This is a genomic window from Actinoplanes oryzae, assembly GCF_030757795.1.
Taxonomy (GTDB): domain Bacteria; phylum Actinomycetota; class Actinomycetes; order Mycobacteriales; family Micromonosporaceae; genus Actinoplanes.
The window spans coordinates 62,713-74,933 of record NZ_JAUQWH010000019.1; the positions used below are offsets into that span (position 1 = coordinate 62,713).

The window sequence follows — 12,221 nt, forward strand, 5'->3', positions numbered from 1 at the left end:
CGCCTACCGGGACTCCGCGGCGGTGATCTCGACGCCCTGCTTGCGGAGGCGGGCGACGAGCGCGTCCCCGATCCCGGTCGACGGCGTCAGCACACCGCCCTCGCCCGGCGGCAGGGCGTCGCGGTCCAGGGCCAGGGCGAGCGCCGACTCCCCCATCAGGACGGCGGTGGCCGCGTACCCGGGATCGCCGGTCATCCGGAACCGCGACTGGAAGCGTCTCCCGGTCGTGGTCGTGGTGAAGATGTCCATCGTGAAGTGCCCGGCGCGGCGGGTGCTCTCCGACGGCCCGTCGCCCGGTTTCGGCAGGATGCGGTCGAGCACCACGCGGGCCGGCGCGAGCGCGAGCCCGGCGAACAGGCCGGTGATGCCGAGCTTGACCCCCTGGGCGAGTACGGGCGACAGCGGCGACGTTCCCGTGCTGACCGTCTCCCGATAGCGGAACTGCCGGCCGTACGCGTAATCGCGCAGGGCATTGCTCCGCCGCACGATGCGCGTGTTGTAGCTCGCCATGAAGAACGGCGCCAGCGTCCCGCGCAGTTCCGGGCTCACCTCACGGGCGGGCACGGTGACCAGGTCGGGCTGCCTGCCGAGGTCCGGCTCCGCGGCCCGGTCCGGCGTCAGCGAGTACGGGCTGGCCGCCACCCGCCGCGCGTCCCGGTCCCGCCGCACGGTGTCGATCTGGTGCCGCATCGTGTCGATCGTGCCGCCGCTGGCCGTCCCCTTGAGCCGCGTCACCACGAGCGTCGTCCCGGTGAGCTGCCCGGCGCCCGCCTCGGCCACGGCCGCGTGCAGCACGTGCACCCCGAGGTCCGAGGGAACGGAGTCGAAGCCGCACGAATGCACGATCCGGGCACCCGTGCGCCGCGCGGTCTCATGATGCGCGTCGATGCTCTGCCGCACGAACAAGACCTCGCCGGCCAGATCGACATAGTCGGTCCCCGCGGCCGCGCACGCCGCGACGAGGGCCTTGCCATATTTCGCGTACGGCCCCACGGTCGTCGCCACGACCCGGGTGCTCGCGGCCAGGTCCGCCAGCGCGCGCTCGTCCGCCGCGTCCGCCACCACGATCGGCCACTCGACGCCGTGCCGGTCGCGCAGCCTGTCCCTGACCGCCGCCAGCCGCTCGCCGGACCGCCCCGCCAGCGCCACCCGCACGCCCGCCGGCGCGTGCCCGGCCAGATGCTCCGCGACGAGCGCCCCCGCGAACCCGCTGGCCCCGTACACCACGACGTCGAAGTCCCTCATGCCCCCGAATTCTGCCCGTGATGACCCCGGCCCGCTCGGTGACGCCCCGCCGCGTCACCCACGGTGCACTGCCCGGCGCAACGGCGGTCGCACGGGAGCCGTTGCCGCCGTCCGGATCCGCCGGGCCGCCTTTCCTCGCCGGCCCCCAGCGCGGCGTTGCGAGCGATCAGCCGTCGCAGGCCTCGGCGCCCTCGCACGCCCGCAGCTTCGTCAGGGTGTCGTGCAGGTGGGCGACGCGGTCCGCCGGCAGCTGCGCGGCCGTGTTGGCGAGCTCGTCCGGGTCGGTGGACCGGTCGTAGTACTCCCGGGCACCGCCCGCGTACTCGACATAGGTGAAGTCCGCTGCGCGCAGCGCGGCATAGGTCGGCGGGTTCCCACTGGCCGCCGTCTGCTTGTCCGGGTCGTCCGCGGCGGCGCCGGGGCCGTGGTGCTCGATCAGACCGGTCTCCCGCCAGTCCGCCACCCGGCCGTCGTGCAGCAACGGGACGAGGCTGCGTCCGTACGGTTCGCCCGCCTCGGCCGCCGCGGTGATGAACGAGGTCGCCTTGCCCTCGAGAACGGTCGTCAGATAATCCTCATCGTCAGGACGGCCGCGACGGCGAGTGGATCATCGGCGTCAGGCGGGTGCCGGCGAGGGCAGGACAGCCCAGACGCTCTTTCCGGCCCGGCACGTGCGGACGCCCCACTGCCGGGCCAGCGACTGGATCAGCTGTAACCCGCGCCCGCCGGGCCGGGCCGGATCGACGGCGGGCAGCACGGGTGCGCGGGTGCTGCAGTCCCCCACCTGCACCAGTACGCTGCCCGGCTTGACACTGATGATCAGCTCTCCGGCACCGGCCGCGGTGTGCCGGACGACGTTGTGCACCAGTTCGCTGATCACGATGAGCACGTCGTCCAGCCACGTAGAGTCGCGATCGTCCCCGGCCCAGCGCAGCAGGATGCCGCGAGCCTCGCGCCGCAACGGCGAGGCGGTCGCACCCTGAAGGAACTGCCGCCGGAGGACCTCCGTCATGTCGCCGTCTCCGTGCACCCGACCGGCTCGCTTTCCTGATGACCTGTGCTCGGCACCGGCCCGTCCGACGGCCGAAGCAGGGACATCATTGCCGCCCGGCGCCGCCCCAAACCACGCTGCACCAAGCCGGGGCAGTGAGCGGGCCTACGCCCTGGCGCGCACGGGGTACGGAAATGACCGTCAGGAGGTGGCGGACGGCGCCGGGGCGCCTTCCTGACCGGGCCGGGGCCTTCCCTCGGGCCCGCCGGGACCGCGCCGTCCCTCAGGACGGTCCGGCGCCGGGGTGACCGTGGTGGCGTCGAGCGAGACGCCGTCGGCGTTGACGGTGCCCTCGGCGTGCACCCGGACGCCGACCTTGACGTCCGACGGCACCGTGGCGATGTTGATCTGGCGGGTGAAGCCGTCCCGGTCCTTGATGAGGATGCGGCCGCCGTCGATCGAGGTGACCGTGCCGCTCAGGTGGGGTTTGTGCTCCCGCGGCGCGGGAGCGCCCTCCGCCGGCGGGGCCGACGGCGCGGACGAGGTGGACGGCGCCGGCGCCGGGTCGGCGTAGGCCAGGCCGGTGACGCCGAGAGCGATGCCGCCGCCGGTGACGACGGCGATCGCGACCCGGCTGAACCGGCCGGAAGGGGTGACGGAGTCGGGCAGGGACAGCTTCACGGTCAGCTACTCCTCGGTCGGGGCGCCGCGGTGATCGGGCGCCTGAACCCACGCTGACGGCCGATCCTGAAGACGACCTGAAGCGGACGGCTTCTTCAGCTGGTCTTCAGCTTCGTGAGGGCCCCGCCATAGGTGACCCGGCCAGAATGGGACCGATGGTCGCCCGGGTACTGGTGGTGGAGGACGAGGACGCGATCCGCGACCCGCTGGCGGCGGCGTTGCGGACCGCCGGCCACGAGGTCCGCGCGTGCGCCGACGGCGCCGGGTTCGAGGAGGTGGTCGACTCGTTCCGGCCCGATCTGGCGCTGCTCGACGTGCACCTGCCCGGCGGGCGGGACGGCTTCGAGCTGGCCCGCGCGCTGGGCGGGCGCAGCGACTGCGCCGTGCTGCTGGTGACCGCCCGCGACTCGGTGGCCGACCGGCTCACCGGTTTCGGCGCGGGCGCCGACGACTACGTGGTCAAGCCGTTCGTCACGGCCGAGGTGCTGGCCCGGGTCGCCGCCGTGCTGCGCCGGCTGGGCCGGGTGCCGGCCACCATCCAGGTGGCCGACCTGATCGTCGACGAGGGGGCGCGGATCGCGTCCCGCGCCGGCCGGCCGTTGACCCTGACCGGCACCGAGTTCAAGCTGCTGGCCTACCTGGCCGGGCACCGCGGCCGGATCCTGTCCAAGACCCAGCTGCTGACCCAGGTCTGGGGGTACGACGAGTACGACCCCAACCTGGTCGAGGTGCACGTGAGCGCGCTGCGCCGCAAGCTCGAACAGCACGGGCCACGGCTGCTCCACACCGCCCGCGGACTCGGCTACGTGCTGCGGCCGTGAGAACACCGGCATCGCTGCGGGGGCGCGTCACCCTCGGCGTACTCGTCCTGCTCTCGCTGGTGCTGACCGGGCTGTTCACCGCGGTCGACGTGGCCCTGTCGGCGCGGCTGCACGCCGACGCCCGCACCCGGCTCACCGACCGGGTGGCCCTGGCCGAGCAGTTGCAGGGCACCTTGAGCATGCAACGGCTGGCCGACCGGCTGCGGGGCGACGGCGTGGTCGTCCGGCTGTGCACGGCCGACGGGTCGAGCTGCGCCACCGCCGCCTCCGATCCGCCCCCGCCCGGCGCCGGCCGGCCACGCGGCGAGCGCCCGGATCCGCCGGACGCCGCGCGCACGGCCGCGGTGCCGGTGGAGACGGCCGGGAGCGTGATCTTCGTACGCTCGTCGCTGGCCGGCGACCAGGTGCTGACCCTCAGCCTGGACACCACCCAGATCACCGAGGCGGTGCACCGGCTGATCGTGTTCGAGGTGGCGGGCGGGGTGGTGGCCCTGGTGCTGGCCGGTCTGGCCGCGGCCCAGATCTCGCGGGCGGCGCTGCGACCGCTGGAGGACATGACCGCGGTGGCCCGGCAGATCGCGGCCGGCGACCGCGGGCAGCGGCTCGGCGTGTCCCGGTCCGACACCGAGCTGGGCCGGACGGCGGTGGCCTTCAACGCCATGCTCGACGAGCTCGAGGCAGGCGAGGACCGGATGCGCTCGTTCCTGAGCGACGCGTCGCACGAGTTGCGTACCCCGATGGCCGGTCTGCAGGCCAGCGCCGAGCTGCTGCTCCGCGAGAACCCGCGCCGCGACCAGCGGGAACGCCTCGCGGTGGCGATGATCCGCGAGACCCGCCGCGCGGCCCGGCTGGTCGACGACCTGCTGACCATGGCCCGGCTCGGCCAGGGCATGCCGCTGCTGCTCGAGCGGGTCGATCTGCTCGCCCTGGCCGAGGCCGAGGTGGACCGGGCCCGCTCGCTGTCGCCCGGCCTGATCTTCGAGACCGCCGGCGAGGCGGAGGCGTACGTCGAGGGCGACCCGGTGCGGCTGGGCCAGATCATCACCAACCTGCTGGACAACGCCCGCCACGCCACCCCGCCCGGCGGCACAATCTCGGTGCGGGTCCATCGCCAGGACCCGCGGGTACGCCTCGAGGTGGCCGACACCGGGCCGGACGTCCCCGCGGCCGAGCGCGCCTTGATCTTCGAACGCTTCGGCCGCGGCGACGCCTCCCGGTCGAGGCACACCGGCGGCGCCGGCCTGGGCCTGCCGATCGCCCGCGGCCTGGCCCAGGCCCACGGCGGCGACCTCACCTACGCCGGCCCGGGCCCCGGCGCGACCTTCCACCTCGATCTCCCCGCGGCGCGCCAGGACGATCCGTGAGACGAGCGGCGGCGGTGATGCGGTCTTGTTGTCCTCCGAGGGAAGGCCGGCGACAGCCACTCCCCCGCCGACCGGCTTCTACGACGCCCTACCCCCCTGCAGCACCTCGGGGCGAGTGACCTCGGCCTTGCTGCCGGTCTCGGCCAGGCGGGCGTGCACCACGTAGCGCTGACGTGAGGAGAAGCGCGGATGGCACGCCGTCATGGTGAGCATCGCGGTGTGGGGGGTGACGCCGGGTTGCTCGGGGACGGGCGCGACCACGTCCACGCGGTCCGGCGTGACGACGAGGTGCCCGGTGACGCGGTAGACGTACCAGGCGGTGGCCGTCTCCACGACGATCGGATCGTTCTCACGCAGCTCGTCGATGTCGTTGAAGGGCAGGCCCTCGGGGCCGCGATGCCCGGCGATCGCCACGTTGCCGAGCTGCCCGGGCAAGGCGGTGCCCGGGTAGTGACCGGGCCCCTTGCGCAGGTCAGCGGTCGTGACGCCTTCGACGATGGTGTACCTAGTACGCCACCGGGGCACGTGCAGCACCGCGAATGGCTGTCCCTCGGCCGGAGCGGCTGCGGGCGCGTCGAGCCCGGTGACGCTTCCGGCGTCCAGCGTGGGGCCCGGGGAGGCCCAGCCGGCCGCCAGTCGATCGGCGAGCGCACTCTGGCCGGCAGCGGTCTCACGGGCGGGAACGACCGCTTGCACGACCAGGACCGCGGCGCAGACCACGCCCGCGCCGATGAGACCGATGCCCCCGGCGCGCACCGGCGACAGGCGTACCCGGCGCAGGGTCACGACAGCCACCGCGAACGCGGCGAGCAGGACGGGCAGCAGCCACGGCCAGCACGACGTGCGCGCGGTGAAGACCTGTCCGTCCACATTGCCGGTGATCGTGTAGCGGCCGATTGCGGGGGCGGACACCGTGAAGGGCACTTCCACCGTACGGGCATCGGCCGCGGCCAGCGCCACGACGGGTACGGGCGCGAGTGCCTGCCGACCGGCGGCCCGGCCCAGATCGAGTGCCAGGTCGGTGGCCGGAGCGGGAGCCGTGCCGTCGTTGCGTACGGTGACTTCCAGCACCCGCCGTGCCGGACCGCCGAGCAGCGCGCTCAGGCCCCACTCGTTGCGGACCCGGGCGTCGGTGACGGACAGGCGTGCCGTCTCGTTTCCGGTGGCGACGGTGGCCGCGTCGGCAACGCCGGTGACCTCGATCGGCGTGGTGGCACTGCGGTCGCCGGTGACGGTCATGGCACGCAGCACACACGGGCAGCCGACCGGCGGCGCGCTCGGCCGTACGGTCAGCTGCACCGAACCGGAAGCGGGCACCGAGGCCGAGGAAGCGGTCGTCATCGCGCAGTCCGCGGAGCCGTCGTGGGCGCCGTTGCCGCAAAGCGCGACGGTGACGACTCCGGCCGGCCAGCCGCTCAGCCGCACGCCGACGGACTCGCCCGGCCGTGCCTCGCCCGCCTCCGTGACGATCGACGGTCCCGCGGCAGCGGCCGGCGCCGGTGCCGCCAGTGCCACCAGCGCGGTGAGCAGCACCAGCCGTCTCACGCACGCCTCCGCAGCCGGCGCACGAGCAGGACGGCACCGATGGCGAGCGGCAGGGCCGTCAGGTAGTACCAGGAGTACGCCCACACGGTCACGGTGGATCGCGCGGAGGTGCCGTCCGCGCCGGTCAGCGTGACGGCCGCACTCAACCGCAGCAGCGCGGGACGTCCGGAGATCCGGGCGGTACGCACGACCGCCGCGCCGGGCAGCAACTCGGGCGCCGCGGGCAACCGCACCGATCCGGCGGGCAGCCCGAACAGGCCCTCGATCTCGGCGCTCTGTTCCGGCGCGCTGCGGGTGTTGCCGGTGTTGCGAGAGGTCCAGCGCAGAGTCAGTTCGCCGGTGAACGGCGTCCATCCGGGCGACCAGCCGGCGCTGAGGTCGTCGACGCGCAGCCCGGGCCGCAGCTCTCCGGTGACGCGCAGGTAGACGCGGCTGCCGACGCGCTGTTCGAGCCGGGTGGTCGCCCCGGTGGCATCGGCGGTGGTGCTGGTCACGGCGGCCACGATGCCACCGGCGTGGTCGCCGGGCGTGGCGTTGGCGGGCACGGTGAGCGCGAACGGGATGTCGGCGCGGGAGCGGGCGGGCACGGTGACCGCCTGCCGGCCCAGCCGCACCCAGCCGCCCACATCGGACGGCTGCTGCGCGGCGGGCAGGAGGTCGTATCCGCCGGTGGCGGTGGTGAAGGCGTCACTGGCGTAGACGTGCACGGTCAGCGGCGTGGTGCCCAGGTTGGTCACGGCGACGTAGTCGGTGACCGTGCCGCCCGGGGCCAGGTCGTAGGTGAAGAACGGGCGGTTGCCCGGCCCGGTACGGCTGGAGGGCTGCACCGACCACGCCGCATTGCCGCCGTCGGCGCGGGCGGGGGCGGGGACGGCGAGCAGGACCGCGGCGGCGGCCAGGGCAAGCGCTCGCAGGCCGGGGCGTGCGTGCACGCCCCGGCCCGATCGGACGACGGCGACCATCAGATGGCGGTCAGCGTCAACGTCGCCGCGTAGTCGCCCGGCGCTGTCGTGGTGGGCAGGCGCAGCTCGAGCCCGGCGCCCAGCTGGGCGGTGCCGCGTCCGCCGCCGGCAGTGGCGGTGGCGAGGGGCGCGGCGCTCTCCAGGCCGGTGCCGGCGGCGACCTTCGCCCCGGCGGTGACGGTCTGGCCCGGGGAGGTTGCGACGATCGCCGGGGTCCAGCCGAGCTGCTTGCCGTCCACCGTGCCGGCCGCGCCGGTGAAGTCGCCGACCTGCCCGGAGACGCTCCAGCCCGGGTTCGCGGCACGCAGATCGGTGACGGTGACCGTGGGCAGTTGTCCCGTGGCCACGAGCGCGTCGAGCTGCGATGTCAGCTGAGGCGTGCCCAGACTCACCGAGTTCGCTGCCACGGTGAGCGCGAGCGCCCCGGTGTCCGGCATCGTCGCCGTGATCCGCACGGTGGCCGACGCGCCGCCGGGTTCGCCCGGCTCCTCCGGCTCGTCCGCCACGGTGAATCCGACAGCCACGCTGACCCCGCCGGCGGCGAGGAAGTTCAGCGTGTGCGAACCGGCGGCCGTGCCCGCGGGCACGGGCACCGTCTTGCCGGTGAAGCTGCCGTCGGCACCGGCGGTGAAGGTGGTGAGGGTGGCGGAGCGGTCGAGCTTCACCGTGACGGTCGCCGAGGCCGGGAAGCCGGTCCCGGACGCGGTCAGCTCGGCTCCGGCAGTTGCGGTGTCGGAGGCGAGGCTGACGGCCGGGGCCGACGGGGCCGCCACGGTGAACATCTCGGTGTGCAGGCTGCGCACCGCGTCGCCGGCGGCTCCCGAACCGGTCAGCAGGCGCAGCCAATGGCCGGAGCCGCTGAGGCCGGTGGGCACCGTGAGCGAGCCGCTGATGTCACCCGTCGTCGCCGTCGCGGTGACCTCGGCGAACACGTCGCTGCCGTCGGCCTGGCGCACCGCGCCGTCGTCGATCTTCACCATGACCACCGAGCCGGAGCCGTCGGCGTTGACGAAGCCGGAGCCGGTGAAGCGCAGGGTGCCGCCGGGGGCGACCGTCGTGCCGGTCAGTGCCACGGTCGCGCCCGCGGGGTTGTCCGGGCGCGGGTCGGCGGCGGCCGCCGGTGCGGCGAGGGCGAGGGCTGCCGCGCCGCCGACCACGGCGGTGAGCAGGGTTGCCGCCAGTCGGGGCGGGTGGCGCGCGATTGTCATGGACGTCCTTTCCGGAGCCGGCGGCGAGGGGTGACCCGTCGCCCGAATGGAGGTTAGGCTAACCTAAGCAACCACGGCGTGGATCAGGAGGACGTACGTGATTTCTCACTCCGGGCGCCGGTGGCTGGCGCTCGCCGCCGGGCTGCTGGCCCTCTCGGTCACCGGATGTACCAACAGCTCCGGCGATGACGCGGCAACCGGCGGCACCACCCGCACCGTGACCGACGGCAAGGGCGCCACCGTGACCGTGCCGGCGAGTCCGGCCAGGGTCATCACCCTGAGCGAGCCCACCTTGGACGGTGCGCTGGCCCTCGGCGCGAATGTGATCGGCACGACCAGCGGGCGCGGCCAGTCCACCGTCCCCGCCTACCTCACCGAGAAGGCCGCGGGCATCCCCGTCGTCGCGTCGGTCGCCGGCCCCCAGGTCGAGCAGATCCTCGCCCTGAAGCCCGATCTGATCGTCACCGACGGCACGGTCTCCGCCGACGACGCCGTGCTCGGCCAGCTCGCCGAGATCGCGCCCACGGTCTACGTCAGCACGACGGGCGCGGATTGGAAGACCGCCTTCACCACGCTGGGCGCCGTGCTCGGCAAGCAGCAGGAAGCCACCCGGGTGCTCGACGGCTACACCGGCCGGGTCGCCGAGATCAAAGGCAAGCTCGGCAGCCACGCCCAGGAGACCGTCAGCATCGTGCGCTGGGGCACCGGCCAGCCGTCGCTGCTGCTGCGCGAGCTGCCACCCAGCAAGATCCTCGCCGACCTGGGCCTGAAGCGCCCGCCCGCGCAGGACAAGGACGGTCCCGGGCACTCCCAGCCGGTCAGCCGGGAGAACCTCGACCAGCTCGACGCGGACTGGATGTTCTTCGGCACCCTCGGGGGCGCCACCAATCCCACCGGCGGCAACACCGGCACCGCCGCCGGTACGGAAGCCAGCCGCACGATGCTGACCGGCGACGCGGTGAAGGCACCCGGCTTCACGGATCTCGAGGCGTACCGCGACAAGCATGTCGTCCCGGTCGACGGCTCCGCCTGGGCCAGCTCCGGCGGGCCGCTCGCCGCCACCGTGATCCTCGACCAGACCGCCGAGGCGATGACCGGAGACCCCGCATGAGAGCCTTCGCCGCAGCCGCCGCGACCGCCGCCCTGGTGGCCCTGACCGCCGCCCCCGCGGCGGCCGCCCCGCGGCCGTCCAACCCGCAGGGCGCGGCGGTCACGCTCGCCGCGTCCACTGTGGCCGCCGGCACGAGCCTGCGCTTCACCGGCACCGGCTGGATCAATGACGGCGGCCGGGGCCAGGTGGTGACCGTCAAGCTCGACGACACCGACATCCTCACCACCGTCACGGCCAGCGACGGCGGGGCCATCTCCGGCGCCGCCACCGTCCCGGCGGCCACCACCGCCGGAGACGGGCACTGGCTGCGTTTCCTGGCCGGGTCCGGCCAGGAGAACGACACTCCGGCGCGGAGCCTGGCCAGCAGCGAGTTCACCGTCACCGCGGCGCCGGGCGGGGACAGCACCTCCGCACCCACTCCGGCCGTCACCGCCACCGCGGGCAGCGGCACCGGTGACGACCTCGAGACGCTGCCGAAGACCGGGGTGGACAGCGGCCCGTGGCTCGCGGGCGCGATCGGGCTGCCGCTGGCCGGATTCGCGCTGCTGCTGGCCGAACGGCGCCGGCGGCGGCGCGCCGCTTCGTGACCAAGCGTCTCGTCGGTCTGCTTGTCGCCGTCGTCGTCCTGCTCGTCGCGGTGATCGCCAGCGTCGCCCTCGGCGCGCGGCCGGTGCCACTGCCCGAGGTGTGGTCGGCGCTTGGCGGCACGGCCGGCGGCCCCGATGCGATCGCGGTGCGCGAGCTGCGCGTGCCGCGGACCCTGCTCGGCCTGGTCGTCGGCGCCGGGCTCGGCGTGGCCGGCTGTCTCATGCAGGCGCTGACCCGCAACCCGCTCGCGGAGCCCGGCGTGCTCGGGGTCAACGCGGGCGCCGCCGCCGCGATCGTCACCGCCATGAGCTTCGCGGGCATCACCGCGCCTGCCGGGTATCTGTGGTTCGCCCTGGCCGGCGCGGCGGGAGCGTTCGCCCTGGTGTATCTGCTCGGCAACCGGGGCAGCGGCGGCAACGACGCCTCCCCCGCCCGGCTGGCCATCGCCGGTACCGCGGTCACCGCCGCCCTGACCGGATACACCTCGGCCGTCGTGCTGTTCGACTCCGCCGCCTTCGACCAGTTCCGCTTCTGGGCCGTCGGCGCCCTCGCCGACCGCGGTATGACCGTCTTCTGGCAGGTGAGCCCGTTCCTGGTCGCCGGTCTGGCGGGCGCGGCGCTGCTCGGTCCCGGCCTCAACGCGCTTGCCCTCGGCGACGACCAGAGCCGTGCGCTCGGCGCCCACCCCGTCCTGATCCGCGGCGGAGCAGCGCTCGCCGCCGTGGCACTGGCCGCGGGCGCCACCGCCGCGGACGGGCCGATCGGCTTCGTCGGCCTCGCCGTCCCGCACGCCGCCCGGGCGATCACCGGCCCCGACGAGCGGTGGGTCATGGGGTACTCCGCCGTCCTGGCACCGGCGCTGCTGCTGCTCGCCGACGTGGCGGGCCGGCTGCTGGGCCGCCCCGGCGAGCTGGAGACGGGCGTGGTCACGGCCTTGATCGGCGCACCGCTGTTCATCGCGATCGTCCGGCGCCGCAGGATCGTACGGCTGTGACCGTCCTCCGCTTCCGCACGCTGTCCCTGCGGCTGTCGCCCCGTGCGCTCGCCGTCGGCGCCACGATCACCGTGCTCGCGGCGGCCGTCGCCGTGGTCAGCCTCACCGTCGGCGACTACCCGCTCAGCGTCGCGGACGTGCTGCGCACCCTGGCCGGCCACGGTGACAGGGCCGACGAGTTCGCCGTCTACGACTTGCGCCTGCCCCGCGTGCTCACGGCCCTGGCCGTCGGCACGGCCTTCGGCGTCGCCGGATCGATCTTCCAGAGTCTGTCGCGCAACCCGCTCGGCAGTCCGGACGTCATCGGCTTCACCACCGGGTCCGCGACCGGGGCGCTGATCGCCATCCTGCTGCTCGGCGGCGGCACCACGGTCATCGCCGGCGGCGCCGTCGCCGGGGGTCTGCTCGTGGCCGTGCTCGTCTACCTCCTCGCCTGGCAGAACGGCGCCGTCCGGCCCCAGCAGCTGGTGCTGGTCGGCATCGGGGTCAGCGCTGTGCTCGCCTCCGCCAACGGTTACCTGCTGACCCGGGCGGACCTCGGCGACGCGATGAAGGCCGCCGTCTGGCTCACCGGCAGCCTCAACGGGCGCGGCTGGCAGCACGCGGCGGCCGCCGGGACGGCTGTCGCCCTCGGGGTCCCGCTCGCGCTGGGCCTGTCCCGGCCGCTGCGGGTGCTCGCGCTGGGCGACGACGCGGCGGGCGCCCTGGGCG

13 protein-coding genes are annotated in these 12,221 nt (G+C 74.6%); 6 read left to right on the forward strand and 7 right to left on the reverse strand.

Going from position 1 to position 12,221, the window contains the following annotated elements; all coding sequences use genetic code 11:
- Nucleotides 1-3: 3 nt before the first annotated feature.
- From RBH18_RS09660 to RBH18_RS09675, 4 genes are all read right to left on the reverse strand, one after another.
- Nucleotides 4-1,245: a saccharopine dehydrogenase family protein gene (locus RBH18_RS09660; protein WP_306205924.1), complete on the reverse strand. Its 1,242-nt coding sequence runs from the start codon at nt 1,243-1,245 to the stop codon at nt 4-6.
- Nucleotides 1,246-1,411: 166 nt separating this feature from the next.
- The gene (locus RBH18_RS09665; RefSeq protein WP_306205926.1) at nt 1,412-1,726 is read right to left on the reverse strand and encodes a hypothetical protein; all 315 of its coding nucleotides are present in this window, start codon (nt 1,724-1,726) and stop codon (nt 1,412-1,414) included.
- Between the two features lie 135 nt (nt 1,727-1,861).
- The gene (locus tag RBH18_RS09670) at nt 1,862-2,257 is read right to left on the reverse strand and encodes an ATP-binding protein (RefSeq protein WP_306205928.1); all 396 of its coding nucleotides are present in this window, start codon (nt 2,255-2,257) and stop codon (nt 1,862-1,864) included.
- A gap of 180 nt (nt 2,258-2,437) precedes the next feature.
- Complete coding sequence (locus RBH18_RS09675) at nt 2,438-2,917, reverse strand: hypothetical protein (protein WP_306205930.1); 480 nt, start codon at nt 2,915-2,917, stop codon at nt 2,438-2,440.
- A 155-nt stretch (nt 2,918-3,072) separates the two neighbouring features.
- On the opposite strand from RBH18_RS09675, the gene RBH18_RS09680 reads away from it, so the two are divergent.
- Nucleotides 3,073-3,738 (forward strand): response regulator transcription factor, encoded by a 666-nt coding sequence (locus tag RBH18_RS09680; RefSeq protein WP_306205932.1) that lies wholly within the window; start codon nt 3,073-3,075, stop codon nt 3,736-3,738.
- Nucleotides 3,735-5,102, forward strand: a complete 1,368-nt coding sequence (locus RBH18_RS09685; protein WP_306205934.1) for a sensor histidine kinase — start codon at nt 3,735-3,737, stop codon at nt 5,100-5,102. Before RBH18_RS09680 ends, RBH18_RS09685 begins: the two co-directional genes overlap by 4 nt.
- A 78-nt stretch (nt 5,103-5,180) precedes the next feature.
- Here RBH18_RS09685 and RBH18_RS09690 read toward each other — a convergent pair whose 3' ends face one another.
- Genes RBH18_RS09690 through RBH18_RS09700 form a run of 3 tightly spaced genes read right to left on the reverse strand, consistent with a single transcriptional unit; the run spans nt 5,181 to nt 8,817 of the window.
- Nucleotides 5,181-6,647 carry a class E sortase gene (locus RBH18_RS09690; protein ID WP_306205936.1) on the reverse strand — a complete coding sequence of 489 codons (1,467 nt, stop codon included), beginning with the start codon at nt 6,645-6,647 and terminating at the stop codon, nt 5,181-5,183.
- Nucleotides 6,644-7,609: a WxL protein peptidoglycan domain-containing protein gene (locus RBH18_RS09695; protein ID WP_306205938.1), complete on the reverse strand. Its 966-nt coding sequence runs from the start codon at nt 7,607-7,609 to the stop codon at nt 6,644-6,646. The genes RBH18_RS09690 and RBH18_RS09695 overlap by 4 nt, the downstream gene beginning before the upstream one ends.
- Entirely contained in the window at nt 7,609-8,817 is a 1,209-nt protein-coding gene (locus RBH18_RS09700) for a hypothetical protein (protein ID WP_306205940.1), read from the reverse strand. Before RBH18_RS09700 ends, RBH18_RS09695 begins: the two co-directional genes overlap by 1 nt.
- Nucleotides 8,818-8,914: 97 nt before the next feature.
- Here RBH18_RS09700 and RBH18_RS09705 point away from each other — a divergent pair, with 97 nt between their 5' ends.
- The 4 genes from RBH18_RS09705 to RBH18_RS09720 form a co-directional block, all read left to right on the forward strand.
- Nucleotides 8,915-9,928 (forward strand): ABC transporter substrate-binding protein, encoded by a 1,014-nt coding sequence (locus RBH18_RS09705; RefSeq protein WP_306205943.1) that lies wholly within the window; start codon nt 8,915-8,917, stop codon nt 9,926-9,928.
- Nucleotides 9,925-10,515 (forward strand): LPXTG cell wall anchor domain-containing protein, encoded by a 591-nt coding sequence (locus RBH18_RS09710; protein WP_306205945.1) that lies wholly within the window; start codon nt 9,925-9,927, stop codon nt 10,513-10,515. Before RBH18_RS09705 ends, RBH18_RS09710 begins: the two co-directional genes overlap by 4 nt.
- Nucleotides 10,512-11,510: a FecCD family ABC transporter permease gene (locus tag RBH18_RS09715; protein WP_306205947.1), complete on the forward strand. Its 999-nt coding sequence runs from the start codon at nt 10,512-10,514 to the stop codon at nt 11,508-11,510. The genes RBH18_RS09710 and RBH18_RS09715 overlap by 4 nt, the downstream gene beginning before the upstream one ends.
- Nucleotides 11,507-12,221, forward strand: a 715-nt coding sequence (locus RBH18_RS09720) for a FecCD family ABC transporter permease (RefSeq protein WP_306205949.1), incomplete at its 3' end; no start/stop codon positions are given. The genes RBH18_RS09715 and RBH18_RS09720, both read left to right, overlap by 4 nt.

Excerpts from the sequence above, each read along its gene's own strand:
- RBH18_RS09660 (WP_306205924.1), bottom strand. The coding sequence starts at position 1,245 with ATGAGGGACTTCGACGTCGTGGTGTACGGGGCCAGCGGGTTCGCGGGG.
- RBH18_RS09670 (WP_306205928.1), bottom strand. The coding sequence starts at position 2,257 with ATGACGGAGGTCCTCCGGCGGCAGTTCCTTCAGGGTGCGACCGCCTCG.
- RBH18_RS09680 (WP_306205932.1), top strand. The coding sequence starts at position 3,073 with ATGGTCGCCCGGGTACTGGTGGTGGAGGACGAGGACGCGATCCGCGAC.
- RBH18_RS09695 (WP_306205938.1), bottom strand. The coding sequence starts at position 7,609 with ATGGTCGCCGTCGTCCGATCGGGCCGGGGCGTGCACGCACGCCCCGGC.
- RBH18_RS09700 (WP_306205940.1), bottom strand. The coding sequence starts at position 8,817 with ATGACAATCGCGCGCCACCCGCCCCGACTGGCGGCAACCCTGCTCACC.
- RBH18_RS09710 (WP_306205945.1), top strand. The coding sequence starts at position 9,925 with ATGAGAGCCTTCGCCGCAGCCGCCGCGACCGCCGCCCTGGTGGCCCTG.